At 66.7% G+C, this 18170-nt stretch carries 18 protein-coding genes; 1 reads left to right on the top strand and 17 read right to left on the bottom strand.

The genetic code is table 11. The annotated features are described in order from the left end of the window. Positions 1-2: 2 nt before the first annotated feature. The 5 genes from pcaD to pcaH form a co-directional block, all read right to left on the bottom strand. Entirely contained in the window at positions 3-824 is an 822-nt protein-coding gene (pcaD, locus tag W930_RS0112745; RefSeq protein WP_028731027.1) for a 3-oxoadipate enol-lactonase, read from the bottom strand. 13 nt (positions 825-837) lie between these two features. Continuing rightward, positions 838-1263, bottom strand: a complete 426-nt coding sequence (pcaC, locus tag W930_RS0112740; RefSeq protein WP_023597308.1) for a 4-carboxymuconolactone decarboxylase — start codon at positions 1261-1263, stop codon at positions 838-840. Further along, positions 1260-2636: a 3-carboxy-cis,cis-muconate cycloisomerase gene (locus tag W930_RS0112735; RefSeq protein ID WP_028731026.1), complete on the bottom strand. Its 1377-nt coding sequence runs from the start codon at positions 2634-2636 to the stop codon at positions 1260-1262. The genes pcaC and W930_RS0112735 overlap by 4 nt, the downstream gene beginning before the upstream one ends. A 111-nt stretch (positions 2637-2747) precedes the next feature. Continuing rightward, positions 2748-3338 carry a protocatechuate 3,4-dioxygenase subunit alpha gene (pcaG, locus tag W930_RS0112730; RefSeq protein WP_023597310.1) on the bottom strand — a complete coding sequence of 197 codons (591 nt, stop codon included), beginning with the start codon at positions 3336-3338 and terminating at the stop codon, positions 2748-2750. Between the two features lie 3 nt (positions 3339-3341). Then, entirely contained in the window at positions 3342-4052 is a 711-nt protein-coding gene (gene pcaH / locus W930_RS0112725; protein ID WP_023597311.1) for a protocatechuate 3,4-dioxygenase subunit beta, read from the bottom strand. A 131-nt stretch (positions 4053-4183) separates the two neighbouring features. Here pcaH and pcaQ point away from each other — a divergent pair, with 131 nt between their 5' ends. Then, entirely contained in the window at positions 4184-5131 is a 948-nt protein-coding gene (gene pcaQ / locus W930_RS0112720) for a pca operon transcription factor PcaQ (RefSeq protein WP_023873283.1), read from the top strand. A gap of 19 nt (positions 5132-5150) precedes the next feature. Here the strand turns inward: pcaQ and W930_RS0112715 are convergent, their stop codons facing one another. The 12 genes from W930_RS0112715 to W930_RS0112660 form a co-directional block, all read right to left on the bottom strand. Continuing rightward, a complete protein-coding gene (locus W930_RS0112715) occupies positions 5151-6059 on the bottom strand; it encodes an amidohydrolase family protein (RefSeq protein ID WP_023873282.1) in 909 nt (302 codons plus the stop codon). Next, positions 6056-7804: an acyl-CoA dehydrogenase family protein gene (locus tag W930_RS0112710; protein WP_023873280.1), complete on the bottom strand. Its 1749-nt coding sequence runs from the start codon at positions 7802-7804 to the stop codon at positions 6056-6058. Before W930_RS0112710 ends, W930_RS0112715 begins: the two co-directional genes overlap by 4 nt. 1 nt (position 7805) lies before the next feature. Further along, entirely contained in the window at positions 7806-9680 is a 1875-nt protein-coding gene (locus tag W930_RS0112705) for a feruloyl-CoA synthase (protein WP_024788917.1), read from the bottom strand. Positions 9681-9763: 83 nt separating this feature from the next. Next, entirely contained in the window at positions 9764-11215 is a 1452-nt protein-coding gene (locus W930_RS0112700) for an aldehyde dehydrogenase (RefSeq protein ID WP_023873278.1), read from the bottom strand. Positions 11216-11267: 52 nt separating this feature from the next. Beyond that, positions 11268-12098 carry a p-hydroxycinnamoyl CoA hydratase/lyase gene (locus tag W930_RS0112695; protein WP_023597317.1) on the bottom strand — a complete coding sequence of 277 codons (831 nt, stop codon included), beginning with the start codon at positions 12096-12098 and terminating at the stop codon, positions 11268-11270. 139 nt (positions 12099-12237) lie between these two features. Beyond that, positions 12238-13347 (bottom strand): porin, encoded by a 1110-nt coding sequence (locus W930_RS0112690; protein WP_028731025.1) that lies wholly within the window; start codon positions 13345-13347, stop codon positions 12238-12240. A 237-nt stretch (positions 13348-13584) separates the two neighbouring features. After that, a complete protein-coding gene (gene mhpT, locus W930_RS0112685) occupies positions 13585-14841 on the bottom strand; it encodes a 3-(3-hydroxy-phenyl)propionate transporter MhpT (protein WP_023873276.1) in 1257 nt (418 codons plus the stop codon). 301 nt (positions 14842-15142) lie between these two features. Then, positions 15143-15670, bottom strand: coding sequence for a MarR family winged helix-turn-helix transcriptional regulator (locus W930_RS0112680; protein WP_023597320.1), 528 nt, complete (start codon positions 15668-15670; stop codon positions 15143-15145). 77 nt (positions 15671-15747) lie between these two features. Continuing rightward, the gene (locus tag W930_RS0112675; RefSeq protein WP_023597321.1) at positions 15748-16113 is read right to left on the bottom strand and encodes a response regulator; all 366 of its coding nucleotides are present in this window, start codon (positions 16111-16113) and stop codon (positions 15748-15750) included. A 46-nt stretch (positions 16114-16159) separates the two neighbouring features. Then, positions 16160-16804, bottom strand: coding sequence for a chemotaxis protein CheX (locus W930_RS27235; RefSeq protein ID WP_023597322.1), 645 nt, complete (start codon positions 16802-16804; stop codon positions 16160-16162). A gap of 40 nt (positions 16805-16844) precedes the next feature. Beyond that, complete coding sequence (locus W930_RS0112665) at positions 16845-17399, bottom strand: hypothetical protein (RefSeq protein WP_023873274.1); 555 nt, start codon at positions 17397-17399, stop codon at positions 16845-16847. Between the two features lie 26 nt (positions 17400-17425). After that, a complete protein-coding gene (locus W930_RS0112660; RefSeq protein ID WP_023597324.1) occupies positions 17426-18154 on the bottom strand; it encodes a methyl-accepting chemotaxis protein in 729 nt (242 codons plus the stop codon). Positions 18155-18170: the final 16 nt, after the last annotated feature.

Raw genomic sequence — 18170 nt, 5'->3', positions numbered from 1 at the left:
TCTCACGCCGTCATCGGCACGGCGCCGACCGGCGTCTTCCCCCGCAGGAAAGTCAGCAGCGCCTCGGTCACGGCGCTCGCGCATTCGATGTTCGACAGATGCGCGCCGGGCACGATGACCTGGCGTGCGCCGCGAATGCGCTCGACGATGGCCGTCGACATGACCGGCGGCGTGGCGAGATCGCCCTCACCGGTGACGACCAGCGTGGGCGCCTCGATCGTGGCAATCTCGTCGAGCTGGTTCATCTCGCGCACCGCGGCGCACGCCGCCGCATAGCCCGGCGCCGAGAGTGAGCGGAACATCGCCTTCATGCGCTCGACGAGCGCCGGTTCGCGCTGCGCGAACGCCGGCGTGAACCAGCGCGACACCACCGCATCGACGACGGCCGCCATGCCTTCGGATTGCACGGCACGAATGCGCGCGTTCCAGCCGTCCTCACCGCCGATGTGCGCGGACGAGCACACGATCGCCAGACGCGCCAGGCGATGCGGCGCATGAATGCCCAGCCACATGCCCGTCATCCCGCCCATCGACACGCCCGCCAGACTCGCGCGCCCGATCTCCAACGCATCGAGCAGCGCAAGCACGTCGCGGCCGAGCTGGCCGATCGTGTACGGACCCGGCGTCACCGACGATCCGCCGTGGCCGCGCGTGTCGTAACGAATCACCCGGAATTCCCGGGCGAGCGCGGGCACCTGCGGTGCCCACATGTCGAGTGTGGTGCCCAGCGAGTTCGACAGCACCAGCGCGGGTGCGCTCTCGTCGCCATCGATCGCCACACGCAGCGTGGCGCCGTCGACTTCGACCAAACGTTCCATCGTCATGCGGTCCGCCTCCTCAGCCCTGAGCGCCATCGCGCGCGCGCGTGGTCGAACCGGGGTTGGCGGCTTCCATCTCCGCGAAGACTTTCTCTGCGTCGTGGATCGCCTGGTTCGCCGCGGGCAGACCGCAATACAGCGCGGCATGCAGGAACAGTTCCTTCATCTCCTCCCGCGTCACACCGTTGTTGAAGGCGGCACGCACATGCATGCGAAATTCATCGCCGCGGTTGAGCGCGATGAGCAGCGAGAGGGTGACCATGCTGCGCATGTGGCGCGTGAGGCCCGGACGTGTCCACACGTCTCCCCAGGCAAAGCGCGTAATGAAATTCTGGAAGTCGTCGTTGAAGTCGTTGATGTGGCTTAGCGAGCGGTCCACGTGCGCATCGCCGAGTACGGCGCGGCGCACCTGCATGCCGTTGTCGTAGCGTTCCTGATCGTTCATTGGGATTTCCTGCCGGAGAGGTTGAGCGCGAGCGCCGCATCGGCCAGCGCGAGCACGCGGCTCACGAACGTGTCTGCGGCGCCCAGATAATGTTGCGGATCGGTCAGACGTTCGAGCGTCTCGCCGGAAAGAGTGCGGGCGATCTCGGTGTCGTCGCGCAGCACGTCGAGCAGATGACGCTGCTGCGCGATGGCTTCGCGGCAGCAGGCCTCCACGCGGCGGTGCGCTTCGAGCCGGCCCATGGACTCGCCCAGCGCCATGGTCACGGCCTCGGCCATGATCAGCCCGCGCGTGATGTCCACGTTCTCGCGCATGCGCGCGGTGTCGACAGTCCAGTCCGCCACGAGCGTGCGTGCCGTCGCCAAGGCCCCACCGCACAACATCAGCAGTTCGGGCAATACTTCCCACTCGGCGTGCCAGGTGCCAAGACCACGCTCATGGTCCTGCTGCATGGCGGAGAACAGCGTGGCGGCGAGTTGCGGCGTGCGCGCCGCGGCGGTGAGTATCGCCGCGCAGCCGACCGGGTTGCGTTTGTGCGGCATGGTGGACGAGCCGCCGCGTCCCGGTCCCGACGCCTCCGCGATCTCGCCGACTTCGGTCTGCGTGAGCATCGCCGTGTCGCGTGCGAACTTGCCGAGGGAGCCGGTGAGCGATGCGGCCCAGCTGCCCACGCGCACGATGCGGTCGCGCTGGCCGTGCCAGGGCGTCGCGGCGTTGCGCAGGCCGAGATGCCGGGCAAGCGCCGCGGCCACCGCCGGGCCATGCTCGCCGAGCGACGCCAGCGTACCCGCCGCACCGCCAAACTGCACACACAGGGCTTGCTCGCGCACCTCGGCCAATTCGGCCCGGGCGCGCAGCAACGCGTCGAGCGTGCCGGCGAGCTTGAGCCCGAACGTGATCGGCAAGGCATGCTGCAGCCAGGTGCGTCCGACCATGACGGTGGCGCGGTGCTGCCGGACCTGCTCGGCCAGTTGCGCGAGCAGGCCGTCGAGGTCGGCGCCGAGATCGTCGAGCGCGCCGCGCACTTGCAGCACGAGGCCGGTGTCGATGGCGTCCTGGCTGGTGGCCCCCCAGTGCACGAAGCGCGCGGCTTCGGCGTCGCGCGCGGCAACGAGGGCGGTGAGTTGCTTGACCAGGGGGATGGCGAGGTTGCCCGCGCGGGCCGCGGCATCGCGCAGCGCGGGCCAATCGAGGTCGCCGGCGCGCGCGGAGGCGGCAATCGGGGCGACGGCTGCGCCCGGAATCACTCCGGTTTCGGCTTCGGCGGCGGCGAGCGCCGCTTCGAAGTCGAGCATGCCCTGAAGCGTGGCGTCGCGCGAAAAACGCGCCGTCACGGCGGAGCCGCGCAGCAAGGAGTCAAGCAGTTCCGTCATCGGAGAATCGATGGTTGGTGCGTTGCAAAAATGCAGATACGACCTCGGGCCGCCGGCACCATCGTGCCGGCAGCCCGAGGCCGCGCCAGTTTCAGCCTTGCATGACCGACATCAGAGGTCGAGGAACACCGTCTCCTCGTCGCCCTGCATGCGGATGTCGAACCGGTACGACACACGGCCGCCGGTCACCTCGCGGCGGGCGATCAACGTGTGGCGCCGCTCGGCCGGCACTTGCTGCAGCACGGGGTCGGCCGCGTTGGCCGATGCCTCGTCGTCGAAATAGATACGCGTAAACAGATGATTGAGCAAGCCCCGCATCGTCAGGATCACGTCGATACGCGGTGCCTCGCCCGGCGCGGCGGCGCCCGGCTTGACCGTCTCGATGACGAAGCGATTCTCCGCATCGGTGCCGGTGCCGCATCGGCCGGCGCCCGCAAAGCCGGTGCGCTCGATGTCTTCGGCGGTGCGCACGTAGTTGCCGTGCGCGTCGGCCTGCACCACTTCGATCAGGGCATCGTTGATCGGATTGCCCGCGCCATCGTACACGCAGCCGATCAGGCGGATGCGCTCGCCCTCGGCGCGATCGCCGGCCACCACGGGCGTGAAGGCGCTCTTGAAGTCGTACAGGTACTGCTCCGGCGACAGGCCGTAGGCGAAATACGGGCCGACGGTCTGCGACGGCGTTTGCTGGTAATCGGACATGACTCAGGACTCCATCGGCGTTTGGTCGGCACCGCGCAGCACGATGTCGAATTCATAACCCAGCGCGTACTCGGGCTCCGTGATATCCATCGAGAAGCGCGCGATCAAACGGTCCCGGGCGTGCGCCGGCGTGGCCTGGAAGATCGGATCGTAGGCCAGCAGCGGGTCGCCCGGGAAATACATCTGCGTCACCAGACGGGTCGCGAAGTAATGGCCGAACACCGAAAAGTGAAGATGCTGCGGACGCCATGCATTGTGGTGGTTCTTCCACGGATAGGCGCCCGGCTTGATGGTCAGGAACCTGTAGCGGCCCTGCGCATCGGTCAGCGCACGGCCGGCGCCGAGGAAGTTCGGGTCGAGCGGTGCGTCGTGCTGGTCCACCTTGTGCACGTAGCGGCCGCAGGCGTTGGCCTGCCACAGCTCCACGAGCGTGTTCGGGACCGGACGGCCGCCCTCGTCGAGCACGCGGCCCGTGACGATCATCCGCTCGCCGAGGGGCTCGCCGTTGCGCACCGCATTACGCGTGAGATCACCGTCGAGCGCACCGATGATGCCGTTGCCGTAGACCGGCGAGCGCAGATCGGCGAGGTTCTGTTTGACGGGGATGAGCAACTGCTTGGGACCGCGCAGCGCCGTGGACTTGTATCCGCTGTCGATGAGCCTGGGATGCGAATCCCAGTCGCGCGGGCGCAGGACGGTTGTCGTGTTCGACATGGTCTCACTCCATTTCGTGTTGTCTGTCCGGGCAGGCGTCGTGGTCTGTCACCGGTCGGTTTTCGACACTATATCCATAATCAAAGGATATATTTATTGACATTTTCTTAGGCTTTTCATAACTTTCCGGCATGGAAAGACACCTACTCGATGGGCGCATCAAGCTGCGCCATCTGCAATGCCTGCTGGCCGTGGCGCAGCACGGCAGCCTTCAGCGCGCCGCCGAAGCCCTGTCCATCACGCAACCCGCCGTGAGCAAGACGATTGCCGAACTCGAGGACCTGCTTGGCGTGCGCCTGTTCGAGCGCGGGCGCAACGGCGCCCGGCCCACCGCGCAGGCCGAGTTGTTCCTGCGGCATGCCGGGGCGAGCGTGAGCGCCCTGCGTCAGGGCATCGATGTGCTCTCGCGTGCCGTCGGCCAGACCGGCGGCGTGATCTCGCTTGCCGTGCTGCCCACGCTGGCCGCCGCCATGATGCCCGCCGTGCTCGAAACGTTCCGGCGGGAATGGCCCGGCATCGTGGTGCAGGTACACACCGGTGCGAACCAGCAATTGCTCACCCGGCTCAAGTCCGGCGAAATGACGCTCGCGCTGGGCCGGATGTCCGACCCCGAAGGCATGGCGGGGCTCACGTTCGAGCACCTTTGCGCCACGCCGTTGTGCGTGGTGGTGCGCCCGGCGCATCCGCTCGTGCAGCAGCGTCGAGTGTCGATGGCCGATCTCGCGGATCATCACGTGATCCTGCCGCCGCATGGCACGATCCTGCGTCATACGGCCGACAGCTTCTTGCGAGCGCATGGCGTGGGCACGCTCGATGACTATTCCGAGTTGCTTTCGATGTCGCTCGCCCGTGCCATGACGTTGCGCGACGACGTGGTGTGGATCGCCTCCGAGATCACCGTGCAGGACGATCTCGCCGACGGCACGCTGTGCGCACTGCCCTTCGCCACGAAAGGGACCGAGGAATCCATCGGCATTCTGTGGCGCAATGACACCGTGCCCACCCCGCCCGAGCAGACGCTCATCAGCGCCATGCGCGAAGCGGCGCGCGTGCGCTACGGCGTGCCGGGGCTGCGCTGAAGCGCTCGCGCGCGAGCCGTCATCCATGGGACCCGGCCACCGCGTGTCCGGGCGCCGAAAGCCCGAGCATGCGCACCGCGTTGTCCTTGAGCAGCAGCGGCCTGACCTCGTCGCGAAAGCCGGCGGTCTCGAAGTCGCGCAGCCAGCGATCCGGCGCGATGAGCGGAAAGTCGGAACCGAACAGCATCTTCTCGCGCAGCAGCGAGTTGGCATACTGGATCAGCTCCGGCGAGAAATACTTCGGCGACCAGCCCGACAGGTCGATGTAGACGTTCGGCTTGTGCAGCGCGATCGACAAGGCCTGCGACTGCCACGGCCAGGACGGATGCGCGATCACGATGTTCATCTCGGGGAAGTCGGTCGCCACATCGTCCAGGTGGATTGGCTCGGAGAACTTGAGCCGCAACCCGCCCCCGCCCGGCATACCGGATCCGATGCCGGAATGTCCGCTGTGAAACACGGCCGTGAGGCGATACTCCGCGACCAGCTCGTACATCGGGTACGCCATGCGGTCGTTGGCGAAAAACCCCTGCATGGTCGGATGGAACTTGAAGCCGCGCACGCCGAATTCCTCGACGAGCCGCCGCGCTTCGCGCACGCCCATGCGACCCTTGTGCGGATCGATGCTCGCGAACGCGATCATGATGTCCGCATTCTCCTGAGCAAAGCCCGCGATCTCTTCGTTCGGAATGCGGCGGCGCCCGATGTTCGCCTCGCAATCGACGGTAAACATCACGAAGCCGATGTTGCGCTCCCGGTAATGCTCGATCGTCTCGGGAATGGTGGGCCGACGGTTCTGCTTGAGCACGGTGCCGAAATACTTGTCGGCGGCATCGTCGAAGGCCTTGCCGAACAGGTCCGGCGGCTGGCAGCACGACACCTCGGCGTGCACGTGTGTATCGATGGCGACGAGTTTGTCGAGATTCATTCGGCCGTCTCCGGGTCGAGGATCTGCGCCGCGACGATCGCCAGCGCCCGGCGCGTCTCCGGCAGTTCGAATTTCAGCCAATGGCGCGCGGCGCGACGCTTGCCGTCGTGCGCCGACTGGCCGGATGCGGCCACCCGGTGCTCCGCGAGCGCTGCCTGCGCCCACAAGCCCGCCAGCGACAGCCCGTGAACCACGCGCATCATCTCGCTGGCCACACACAGCGCCGCGCGCGGCGAGGACTGTGTGAGAGCGACGATCTGCGGCAGCATCGTCACGCCTTCGTCGAGCACGGCCATGGCCGCGCCAAACCCGTCGAGACCGGGGAGCATGCGCGCCTCGGCAGCCTGCGCGCGCGCCCAGGCGAGCCATTGACGCAACACCGTGCCATCGTCGCGCGCGATCTTGCGCAGCATCAGGTCGATGGCCTGGATCTCGTTGGTGCCCTCGTAGATCATGGGAATACGGGCGTCGCGCAGGTACTGTGCAATGCCCGTCTCCTCGACATAGCCATAGCCGCCGAATACCTGCAACGCAGCGCTCGCCCCGTGGAAAGCCTGTTCGGTCGACATCGCCTTGACCACTGGCGTGAGCAGCGCCGCCAGCGCATCCGCCTGCGCGCGCGCCGGTGCCGTATCGGCGTGGTGCGACTCGTCGATGGCCAGGGCGGCGCGATACAACAGCAATCGTGCGCCCTCGACGGCCACGCGTTGCCCTTCGAGCAGACGCCATACCGCCGGATGCCGGGCAATGGGGGCACCGGCCGGCGCGCCGGGCACGCGCGACTGTACCCGCTCGTTCGCGTGACGCTCGGCCATTTCGCATGCTTGCTGCGCCAGTCCAACGCCCGAAGCCCCGACATGAAGCCGCGCCGAATTCATCATCGCGAACATGGCTTCGAGTCCTCGATGCGGCTGGCCGACCAGATATCCGATCGCCCCCTCGAAGGCCATCGAGCATGTGGCGCTACCGCGAATGCCCATCTTGTGCTCGATGCCGGTGCAGTGCACGGCATTGCGCTCGCCGCCGGCCAGCACCTTGGGCACGAGGAACAGCGACAGACCGCCGCTTCCGGCCGGGGCTTGCGGCGTACGGGCGAGCACAAGGTGCACGATGTTCGGCGTGAGATCCTGCTCGCCGCCGGAGATGAATATCTTCTCGCCGGTCACGCGCACCGTGCCCGACGCTTCGTCGAGCCATTCGGCGCGCGTGCGGATCTGGCCCAGATCGCTGCCCGCTCCCGGCTCGGTGAGGGCCATCGTCGCGAGCCAGTCTCCGCTCACCAACGGCCCAAGCCACGTCTCGCGCAATGCCGCGCTACCGAAACGGTGGACACACTCGTAAGCACCATGAAGGATGGCGGGATACATCGTCCAGGCGAGGTTGGCGCCCGCCGTGAGTTCCTGCACGGCCACTTGCGCGACCACCGGCAGGCCCTGCCCGCCGAGTGACGGATCGCACGGCAGCGACGGCCAGCCGGCATCGCGGTACTGGCGATAGGCGTCGGCGAAGCCGGCGGGGGTTCGCACCTCGCCGTCGCGCCACGTGCAACCCTCCCGATCGCCCACGGCGTTCAGTGGCGCGAGTACCTCGCGCGCGAAGCGCGCCGCCTCGTCGACCACCTGCACCAACGTCGCCGTATCGAGCTCCCGGTAGGGCGCCAGGCGCGTGAGCGCCTCGCCCACGCCGAGCTTGTCCAGCACGAACGCAATGTCGTGCGCCGCGCTTTGCAGTTTCGGTTCGTGCATGTCAGCGTCTCGCGGGCGCGAGGATGATGTGGGGCGTGCCCTCGCACGCCGCGTGCAATGCCTCGACCGCGGCCGCGCGATGATCCTGCACCGCGCGCTGGTTGATCGAGCCCTTGTCGGTCACTTCGCCGCGATCGAGCGACGGCGGCGTGTCGAGCAACATCAGGCGGGCCACGTAGGTGGCGCTGCCGCCCGCCGACGCGTTGAGCGTTGCCAGCAGTGTCGTGAAGGCGTCCCGCACGGGCGGCGCGGCGAGTACGTCGGCCAGCGGCGCATCGTTGGGCAGGCCGCTCAGGCGCCGGCAATCCTCCACGCGGGGAAAGATCATCAGGCCGATGTCATCGCGATTGATGCCGGTGACTACCGCGTCCTGGACGTAAGGCGCACCTTCCGAAATCACACGGGCGCGCAACGGACCGACGCTCACGAACGTGCCGGAACTGAGCTTGAAATCCTCGGTGATGCGTCCGTCGAATTGCAGGCCGATTTCCGGGTGCGCCGGGTCGACGAACGTCGCCGCGTCGCCGGTGCGGTAGTAGCCCTCTTCGTCGAATACCGGATCGGTGGATTCATGTCGCCAGTACCCGGCCATGACGTTCGGCCCGCGAAACCGCACTTCGAGCTTGCCGCCCACGGGGGCGAGCTTGACCTCGCAGCCCGGCGCCGGCAAGCCGATGTAGCCCGCGCGCATGATCGGCCCGGTCGTGAACATGCAGCTCGGCGACGTCTCGGTCATGCCCAGCCCCGACATGATGCGAATGCGCTCGCCGCAATGCTGCTCCGTCACGCGCTCCAGCCGGTCCCACGCCGCCTGCGACAGTCCCGCCCCGCCAAAGAAATACAGGTTCACCCGCGCGAAGAAGCGCTCGCGCAACGCGGCGTCGCGCTCGAGGGCGATGGCGAGGTCTTCCCATCCCTTCGGCACGTTGAAGTAGACGGTCGGCGAAATCTCGCGCAGGTTGCGCAGCGTCTCCTCGAACTTCCCGGCGACGGGCTTGCCGTCGTCGATGTAGAGCGTGCCGCCGTTGTAAAGCGCGATACCGACGTTATGACTGCCGCCATAGGTGTGATTCCACGGCAGCCAGTCCACCAGCACCGGCGGGGCCTCGCCGAAGGTCGGGAAGGTTTGCAGCAGCATCTGCTGATTGCTGCACAGCATGCGCTGCGTGGTCGGCACCGCCTTCGGCGAACGCGTCGAGCCGGACGTAAAGAGGATCTTGGCCACGGTGTCGCCGTTGACCCGGGCATGCGCGGCGTCGATATCGCGCGGCACCGCCTCGAGCAGCGCGTCGAAAGCCAGCGTGCCGCCGTCACCGCACGCCGTGACGCGAATCACGTCCTCGCCCAGCACTGCGTCCATCGCCTTGCCGTAAGCGTTCGCATCGGTTGCGTAGACGAGGCCCGGGCGCAGCACGCCCAGCGTGTGGCGCAGCTTGCCGAAGTCCGTCGACACGATGGAATACGCCGGCGAAATCGGCGCGAACGGCACGCCCGCATACATCGCGCCGAGGGCCAACTGAAAATGTTCGAGATCGTTGCCGGACAGGATCGCGATGGGACGCTGCGCCGACAATCCACGGTCGCGCAACGCCTGACCGATGGCGCGCGCGCGCAACAGCATCTGCGCGTATGTGATGCCGACCCACGCGCCGTCCGGACCGCGCCGTGCGATCAGCCACCGGTCAGGATGCCGGGCCGCGCCCGACACGAGCCGATCGGTCAATCGCTCGGGAAAGTCGCCCAGCGCTTCACGCGAGCGCAGATACCAGAACTCGCCGTCGCGACGCACCTCGACACCGGGATTGCCGATGCTGACCGGCCGATAGCGGTGCGCGGCGATGTCCGGGCTGGCCGCCGTGTTGTTGCCTTGGTTCAAAACACTGTCTCCTGCTTCGAACCCGCCGCGACGCGTTCTCGGTCGCGTTCGCCGGCGGGCACATCCTCATCCCTTCGGGAAGTTCAGATCGGGTAGTGGCGCGGGGTCGTCTGCACGGTGATCCAGCGCAGCTCCGTGAACTCGCCAATGGACGCCTTGCTGCCGAAGCGACCGTATCCGCTCGCCTTCACGCCGCCGAACGGCATCTGGGCTTCGTCGTGCACGGTCGGGCCGTTGATGTGACAGATGCCGGATTCGATGCGTCGCGCCAGTTGCAGCGCACGCGACACGTCGCGGCTGAAGATCGCCGCGGACAATCCGAACTCGCTGTCGTTGGCGAGCGCCACCGCTTCGTCGTCGCCCTGAACGCGTTGGATCGTGACCACCGGGCCGAACGACTCTTCGCGATACAGGCGCATTGCAGGTGTCACACCGTCGACGATGGTCGCCTGCATGATCGCCCCCTCGACGCGGCAGCCGAGCGGCAGCCGTGCGCCATGCTCACGGGCATCTTCGACAAGTGCCGCCACGCGCGACGCTGCCTGCGCGCTCACCATCGCGCCAAGCACGCTCTCGGGCGACGTCGGCGCGCCCGCGTGCAACGTTGCCGCCTTGGCGGTGAGCTTCTCGACGAAGGCGTCGGCCACGCGGGCGTCGACGATCACGCGCTCCGTCGACATGCAAATCTGCCCCTGGTTGAAGAACGCACCGAACGCAATGCCATCGACCGCGGCGTCCAGATCGGCATCGTCGAGCACCAGCACGGGCGCCTTGCCGCCCAGCTCCAGCAGCGCGGGCTTCAGATGCTCGGCCGCCACACGGGCGATGATGCGCCCCACATGCGTGGAGCCGGTGAAGTTCACGCGTCGCACGGCCGGATGCGCGATCAGGCGCGCCACGATCTCGCCGGCATCCTCGGGCGCATTCGTCACGACATTGACCACGCCGTCACCGAGGCCTGCCTCGTGCAGGCAGGCGCCGATCAGCGCGTGCACGCCGGGACATTGCTCCGACGCCTTGAGCACGACCGTGTTGCCACAAGCCAGCGGCATGGCCAGCGCGCGCGTCGCGAGAATGACCGGCGCATTCCAGGGCGCGATGCCCAGCACCACGCCGACCGGCGAGCGCACGGCCATCGCGAGACTGCCGGGCACGTCGCTTGGAATGACGCTGCCGTCGATCTGCGTGGTCATTGCGGCGGCTTCCCGCAGCATGTTGGCCGCCAGCATGACATTGAAGCCATACCAGTTGGCCATCGCCCCCGTCTCGGCTGCGCCGATGGCGATGAAGTCCGCCGCGCGGGCGTCCATGCGTTCGGCGGCCGCGAGCAGGCGCTGACGGCGTGCGGTCGGCGAGAGCGCCGCCCACGCCGGGAACGCCGCCTGCGCAGCGTCGGCGGCGGCATCGGCGTCGGCGAGCGTTGCCGCCGGCGCGCGCGACGCCACGGCGCCCGTCACCGGATCGATCCGCTCGAACGTCGCTCCCCCTTGCGCGCCGCGCCACTGGCCGCCAATCAGCATCTGTACGTCGTGCATCGCGTCATCCTCTCTCGTTCGTTGCGTCGCGTGAGTCGGTGTTCGCCCAGCTTCAGCGCTTGTAAGCCTGCAAGCCCGGCTTGATCGACTTGTCGTCGAGGAACTGCTTGAGCCCCTGCTCGCGACCGTGCTCCGGATCGCGCAGTTGCGCCTGATCGAGCTTGGCGTACAGGTAGTCTTCGCTCTGTTCCCACGTGAGTTCGCGCGCACGCTTGAAGCCATGCTTGGCCGCGCGCAACACCACCGGATTCTTCTCGAGCAGCTTGGCGGCCAGCGCCAGCGTGGTCTCGCGCAATTGGGCGAGCGGCACGCTCTGATTGACGAGGCCCATTTCCGCAGCCTGCACGCCGGTGAACGTGTCGCCAGTCATGATGTAGTGCAGCGCCCGACGATGGCCGACAGTATCCGCCATCGCCTTGCTCACCAGGTTGCCCGGCGGAATGCCCCAGTTGATCTCGGACAGGCCGAACACGGCCTCGTCGGCGGCAATCGCCAGATCGCACGCGACCAGCGGCGAAAAACCGCCGCCGAAGCACCAGCCGTTGACCATGGCGATGGTGGGCTTCGAATACATGCGCAGACGTCGCCACTGCCAGTCCGATGCGTCGCGGCGTACACGTTCCTGCACGATTTCCGGACCGCCGTCGATTTCGCGGAAGTACTCCTTCAGATCCATGCCCGCGGTCCAGGCCGCGCCCGCACCGGTGAGCACGACGACTTTCACGTCGGCGTCGAGCTCGATGGCGTCAAGCACCTGGTTCATCTCGGTGTTGAGCGTCGGGCTCATTGCATTGCGCTTGTCCGGACGGTTGAACATCACCCAGCCAATACCGCCCTCGACTTTCACGTCAACCGTTTTCCAGCGTCCTTCGTATGCATTCATTTTGCGAAATTCCCAAGTGTGCGGGGCAACCTGCACCGCGCGCCGGGAGTGGCGCGCGGTGTTGCCGACACACACATTTAATATCAGGTAACCTTACATTGCAAGCGCTGTGTTTTCAGTGGAAACCCTTAGCGCATTTTTAAAACGTGTGACGCATGCCAAGCATCACGCCGGCCTGGCCCTCGCCAGCGGGCGGCGTGGTGCCGCCTCCGCCACCGCTGACCGAATAGGCCGCGTGCGCGCTGTTGAACAGATAGGCGGCCTGCGCATAGACGGCGGTACGCACCGACAGCGAATAAGTGGCGCGCAACGTGGTCATCGTGCCGCGCGTGTTGTGATCGCTGTTGATGATGCGATAGACCTGACCGTCGACCAGCCAGGCCGGGGTGATGTTGTATGCCGCGCCCAGGTAGAACAGGTTCGAATGTGTGTTGACCGCTGACGTCGAGACACGGCGGCCCAGCCAACCGCCGCCGACCTTGAAGGCGCCGTACTTGTAGTACGCGCCGAGGGTCGTGCGCGCGTCCTTGTCGCTGCTGCTGGCGAAGGCCACCGTCGGCTGCCCGTCGAAGAAGTTGGCCGCCGCATTGGTGCCGCCGCGTTGCTCCTCATACGACGCCGCCACACCGAAGTTGCTGGCGTCGTACTTGAGCATCACCGACCAGTCGCGGCACTGCACAGACTGTCCCGGCACCTGTCCGGCGCAGGTGCCCTGGCCGGGCGAGTTGCCTGTACCGCCCGAATCGCGCCCAAAGGAATACCCCGCGCCGAAGCTCAGTCCCTGCCACGCCACCTGGTACGTGACCGAGTTGTCGGTCCGCGCGTTGGGAATGTATGCGTCGAACGAACCCATGCCGTAGATGTCCGGGCCGAGCACGTCGGAGCCCATCAGCGCGTAGAACGTCATCGAGTACTGCCGCCCGAAGGCGAGCGTGCCGTACGGTCCCTTCACGCCCACGAAGGCCTGGCGCCCGAACAACCGGCCGCCCTGTCCCTGATCGCCGCCGCGCAGGTTGAAGCCGCTCTCGAGCTGGAAGATCGCGGCAAGTCCGCCGCCAAGATCCTCGGTGCCTCGCAGGCCCCAGCGCGAGGGCAACTCGCCCGTTACACCGGGCATGCGAAAGACGGCGCCATTGGCGCTCGCGTGGGAAACGTATTCGATGCCGGTGTCGACGATGCCGTACAGCGTGACATTCGATTGCGCGTCGGCAATGCCAGGCGCGGCGAATGCGGTGGCGACGCCGATCATTGCGAGCGCGCGGGTGCGGAAGAGAAGTGCCATGCGAGTCTCCAGATTATTGATGTCGTTATCGTTAAAACGGGGCAAAGCGGCAAATTGGGCAAGGCAAGCCAGGCGATGAAAAGCTTGCCGCACCGAAAACGCGTGGCGCATGCGGATGCGCCCGCGAGGTCCACAAGAAAAAACGCGACGAGGCAGCCGTAACGCCGTCCGTCGCGTGCAAGCGAGGCCAACCGGTAAAACGGTTCAGTCAGCCGCGCGGGGACGACGGATCAGCGTGAGCGCGGCCAGCGCGGCCACGATCGTCACCGGGATGCTCGCGCCGATCACGACGGCCGCGCTGCTTCCCACGGCCAGCAGCATGCCGGCGGCGAGCGGGCCCACGACCGAACCGATGCGGCCGATGGCCACCGCGGCGCCCACGCCGGTGCCACGCATTGCGGTCGGGTAGTAGGCCGCCGCGAGCGCATAGAGCACGGACTGCCCGCCGATGATGAACATGCCCGCGAAGAATGCCGCCGTGGCCAACACACCGAAGCCATGCGCGGCCGCCAGCCCGACGAGCGACGCGATCATGCCCAGATACATGCCACCGATGACGAGCGACATGCGCGCCCGATCCATCAGGTAGCCCAGCGCGAGCACGCCCACGGCGCTGCCGACGTTGAAGAGAATCTGCACCCAGCCGATCTCGCCGCGCGCCAGACCGCGCGACCCCATGAGCGACGGCAGCCAGTTGAGCAGGAAGTACAGCACGATCAGCGTGCAGAAGTAGGACAGCCAGAGTTGCACCGTCGACAGGCCGCGCCCCTCGGAGAACAGCACCGACATCATCGGCGCAGGGGCGACACGCTCGCCCTGCGCCGTCGCCGCCTTGAAGGCACGCGACTCGGGCAGGCACCAGGCCAGCAGCGGCAACAGCAGCAGCGGGCCGACGCCGCCGACGTAGAAAATGTGACGCCAGTCGGCATCGCTCACGGCGAGCATGCCGATCGTGGCCGCGATGCCGCCGCCTAGCGGAATGCCGCAGTACATGATGCTCACCGCGGTGCCGCGCTTACGCGGCGCGACGGCTTCCGAGGACAGCGCGATCAGGTTCGGCATCGCCCCGCCAAGGCCAATGCCCGTGAGCACACGCACGATCACCAGCATCCAGAAATCCGACACGAACGCCGTGGCGATCGACAGCACGCCGAACAATGCCGCCGAGAGCATCAACACCCGTTTGCGGCCGATGCTGTCGGCCAGACGGCCGCCCACCATGGCGCCCGGCAGCAGCCCGAACGTGCCGGCCGAAAACGCGATGCCCATTTGCGCAACGCTCAGGCCGAACTCCTTCGACATGCCGCGCGCCGCCACGCCGACCGACTGCAGGTCGAGGCCTTCGAGCAACGCCACCGCGAAGCACAACGCCAGCGTCATGACGACCGGACTGGTGCCGCTCGCCGTGCCGTCCGCGCCGATGGGCAACGCTCGCGCGCCGCCATCCCGATTCGATTCCATGGTGTCTCCTGTGATCTTCTTGATGGTCTTCGGTCACCGCCCGAGCTGGCGGCGCCTGATACGAAGCCCATCCACGCCGCAAGCGAAGCCCCAGGCGTGCACTGGCACGGATCATTTAATCAGGTAACCTGATATTAACGACGCGAGTGCGGTGCACACGACGATGCCGTTACACCCGGTTCGTCGCTTTCGTCTTGCCGTGTCGATGGAATTCGGTCGCACGCGTATGCGGCGACGGACTCCATTTAATATCAAGCTACCTGACAATACAAGCAATCGGCAGGTCGGGACAAACCCGGAGTCAGTCGCGCAGGTTGCGAACGAACAATTCGAGATGGCGCTGCACGGCGGCGGCGTCTTCGCGGCTCACGTCGGCGCGCATGCGCGCGTCGATGTCGCGGGCCACCGCCTCGCACTGGGCGAGCACGCGGCGGCCTTCGTCGGTCAGTTGCAGCAGCACGATACGCCCATGGTTGGGATCGGGCTCGCGCGTGATCCACTGGCGCGCCGCCATCACGCTCACGACCTCGTTGGCCGATTGCGGCGTGATGAACGAGCGCTGGGCGAGTTGTGCGTTCGAGAGCTTGCCGCGGGCGTCGAGCACCGACAGCGCGGTGAATTGCGCCAGTGTGAGGCCCAGCGGCGCGAGCGCCTCGGACATGTGGCGACGCAGCAGGCGGTCGAGACTGGCGATGACGTACGTCAGGCGCAGCTTCGAGCGGCGAGGCCGCGCTTCCGCGGTTCCCGTCGCCGCATCGACAGGCTCGTTGCCGGATTCGTGGGCGACGGGGTCGTGGGCGGGCTTCTTTTTCTGAGGGACGACGCTCATGATGGGTGGGCGAGATTGCGCGGAAGGTCGCGCAGTGCGGGAAAGCCCACAGTGTAACGCCGTCGCCGCCCGGTTGGTCAGCCGGCCAGCTTGCGGAACGTCTCGAGCACCGCGTCGCCCTTGAACGGCTTGACGATCCAGCCCTTCACGCCGGCGGCCTTGCCGCGCTCCTTCATCGCCGGGCTGCTCTCGGTGGTGAGCATCACGACATTGACGGCGTGATTCGCCAGTTCGCCGCGAATCTTCTCGACCATCGTCAGGCCGTCCATGTTGGGCATGTTCACGTCGCTGATGATCAGTTTCACGCCCGGGCTCCCCCTGAGCTTCGCGAGGCCGTCCTTGCCGTCGACGGCCGTGTCCACGTCCAGTCCGTTCTTGCGCAGGAAACCGGCGACTTCGTCGCGCACGGTGCTCGAATCGTCGACCACGAGAATCTTCGACATGATGATGTCCTTTGTGTGTAAGAGATGAAGTTTCCGAGCCGGGATCTCAGAACAGTTCCAGCGCCCCGGTCTCGACGGGTGCGGCCGTCGCTGGCGTCGCTTCGCGGAACGCTTCGGGCGACCAGTTCAGGCTGAAGACGAAATGCTGATGCAGCGTGACAATTCGCGCATCGACCGGGTCGGCAACGCGATAGACGAAACACAGCTGGGGATTGTCGGTACCGAACGAGATGTACTTCTGTTTGTGATTGATGAGCAGCGGCACCTGCACCTGCGCGCGGTCGGCGGCCGACGCCTCGCCCAGATAGCGATTCTTGAACCCGCCCCAGATGAGGTTGGTCATCTCGCCGAGCATGCCGTTGAGCTCGCGAAAGCCGGCCTGGCCTTCGCAGCGGCCCGTGTGCTCGAGCAGTTGCATGAACGGCACCTGCTCGGCCTGCATCATCATGTAGCCGCGGCACCAGGCGCTCTCGAGCGGAATCAGGCTGAAGACCTCGCCGAAGATGATGCGATCGCGCACCACGCTGGGCGACTCGCACGTGAGCGCGATGTCGTCGCCGAACAGGCCTCGAAACACGCCTTCGGTGATATCGATCATGCCGCGCACGAGCGCTTCGGGGTATTCGTGTTCGACGTTGTCGTCGAGAATCAGGAACTGGCTGACCGACTCTCGGGGGGTACTTCGGTTCATGGTCGTAATTTCCCAGCGCTTGACGGAGCGCGTTGCCGCTTCAAAACAATTCGAGTTCGCCGCTGCTGTCCTGCGTCTCGCTCACGTCCGCGTGAAAGTCCAGCGGCGCGTGCGCGCAGACGCACAGCGTGGCCGCGAGCCGCACGTCGCCATCGAGCGTGATCGCCCACGAGGCCAGATGATTCGGCCTGAGCTGCATGAGGTGCGGCACGCAGCGCCCGCTCAGCACGTAGGGTGTGGACATGCCCAGATCGGGGAAGTGTTCGAGCAACGCCTGGTTGATCGCACCGCAGCACAGGTTGCCGATCTCGAGGAACACTTCGCGAAACGGCTTGTCCTGATCGTCCCGTGAGAAGTAGGCGAGCGTGGCGTCGTCCTCGTCGAAATGCAGCACGAGCAGCATGCGAAAGCCGATGGACGAGATCGTGAGCACGACCACGTTGGCGTGCCGCGCCGCTAGATCGGCGCCGTGCACCGACGTGTCGGAATTCAACGGCACGATCTCGCACGCGGCGTCGGGCGCGCGGGCGAGACGGGTGTGCACGGCCTTGTGCAGAATGCGTTCGAAACTGTCGCGAGCGTGAGCGCTGATCACAACGGAACCTGCCTGCTTGGGATTGACTAGTGAAGACGGGCGTGCAACTGCTGCGCCAGCGCCTCGACGCTCGACAGCGACGCCGCGATCATCTTGCCGCCGGCCTGAATATCCTGGAACGTCGCCGTGGTCGTCACGTCGTTACGGTGCAGACTGTCGCGGTAACTCTTGGACAGCTCCTCGGAGCGCGTGGCCAGTGCGCGCACTTCGCTCGCGACGATGCCGAAGCCGCGTCCCGCCGCGCCCGCGCGCGCCGCCTCGATGGACGCGTTGAGCGACACGATGAGCACGTGCCGCACGATCGACGCGAGTTCGTGATTCTTCGCGTGCATATCCTGGTTCTGCGTCATGAGCGAGATCATCTGCTCGTGCCAGCGCTCGAAGGTGGCGGCCAGTCCGCGCAGGCGGGCCGCCTCGCCGGCAATACGTTCGGCTTCGCCCTGCCACATCGCCTTGGCTTCGAGCACGGCGGCCTCGGACTTGCGCGCTGCCTGCAAATCCAGTTCGGCCTGCGCGAGCGCCGACTGGTGCGCCGCCATGGCGTCGTCGTGCGCCTGGCTCCTTTCGTCCCGGTCGACGACCGCCACGCGTTCGCGCTCGAGCGCCTGCGCCAGCGCTTCGTCGTGCGTTTTCGCCAGCGCGCGCCAGTGTGCGGTCGCCTGCGCCATGCGCCAACGGTGAACAACCAGAGCCACCATGCCCGCGCCCGCGATTCCCGCGAGGGCTCCCGTCAACACCCATTGCACTGCTTGCATACTCACTTCGTCTCCG

Origin of the sequence: Pandoraea sp. E26 (assembly GCF_000681415.1) — a bacterium.
Lineage (GTDB): Bacteria > Pseudomonadota > Gammaproteobacteria > Burkholderiales > Burkholderiaceae > Pandoraea > Pandoraea pnomenusa.
The sequence above is the reverse complement of the archived record's forward strand: the minus strand, read 5'-3'. Positions and strand labels throughout refer to the sequence as shown.

Bases quoted from the DNA above. Each gene is read 5' to 3' on its own strand.
- W930_RS0112675 (WP_023597321.1), bottom strand. From the start codon at position 16,113: ATGTCGAAGATTCTCGTGGTCGACGATTCGAGCACCGTGCGCGACGAA.
- W930_RS0112690 (WP_028731025.1), bottom strand. From the start codon at position 13,347: ATGATCGGCGTCGCCACCGCATTCGCCGCGCCTGGCATTGCCGACGCG.
- W930_RS27235 (WP_023597322.1), bottom strand. From the start codon at position 16,804: ATGAACCGAAGTACCCCCCGAGAGTCGGTCAGCCAGTTCCTGATTCTC.
- W930_RS0112700 (WP_023873278.1), bottom strand. From the start codon at position 11,215: ATGCACGACGTACAGATGCTGATTGGCGGCCAGTGGCGCGGCGCGCAA.
- pcaH (WP_023597311.1), bottom strand. From the start codon at position 4,052: ATGTCGAACACGACAACCGTCCTGCGCCCGCGCGACTGGGATTCGCAT.
- mhpT (WP_023873276.1), bottom strand. From the start codon at position 14,841: ATGGAATCGAATCGGGATGGCGGCGCGCGAGCGTTGCCCATCGGCGCG.
- W930_RS0112695 (WP_023597317.1), bottom strand. From the start codon at position 12,098: ATGAATGCATACGAAGGACGCTGGAAAACGGTTGACGTGAAAGTCGAG.
- W930_RS0112735 (WP_028731026.1), bottom strand. From the start codon at position 2,636: ATGACGGAACTGCTTGACTCCTTGCTGCGCGGCTCCGCCGTGACGGCG.
- W930_RS0112710 (WP_023873280.1), bottom strand. From the start codon at position 7,804: ATGCACGAACCGAAACTGCAAAGCGCGGCGCACGACATTGCGTTCGTG.
- W930_RS0112715 (WP_023873282.1), bottom strand. From the start codon at position 6,059: ATGAATCTCGACAAACTCGTCGCCATCGATACACACGTGCACGCCGAG.
- W930_RS0112660 (WP_023597324.1), bottom strand. From the start codon at position 18,154: ATGCAAGCAGTGCAATGGGTGTTGACGGGAGCCCTCGCGGGAATCGCG.
- pcaC (WP_023597308.1), bottom strand. From the start codon at position 1,263: ATGAACGATCAGGAACGCTACGACAACGGCATGCAGGTGCGCCGCGCC.
- pcaQ (WP_023873283.1), top strand. From the start codon at position 4,184: ATGGAAAGACACCTACTCGATGGGCGCATCAAGCTGCGCCATCTGCAA.
- W930_RS0112680 (WP_023597320.1), bottom strand. From the start codon at position 15,670: ATGAGCGTCGTCCCTCAGAAAAAGAAGCCCGCCCACGACCCCGTCGCC.
- pcaD (WP_028731027.1), bottom strand. From the start codon at position 824: ATGACGATGGAACGTTTGGTCGAAGTCGACGGCGCCACGCTGCGTGTG.
- pcaG (WP_023597310.1), bottom strand. From the start codon at position 3,338: ATGTCCGATTACCAGCAAACGCCGTCGCAGACCGTCGGCCCGTATTTC.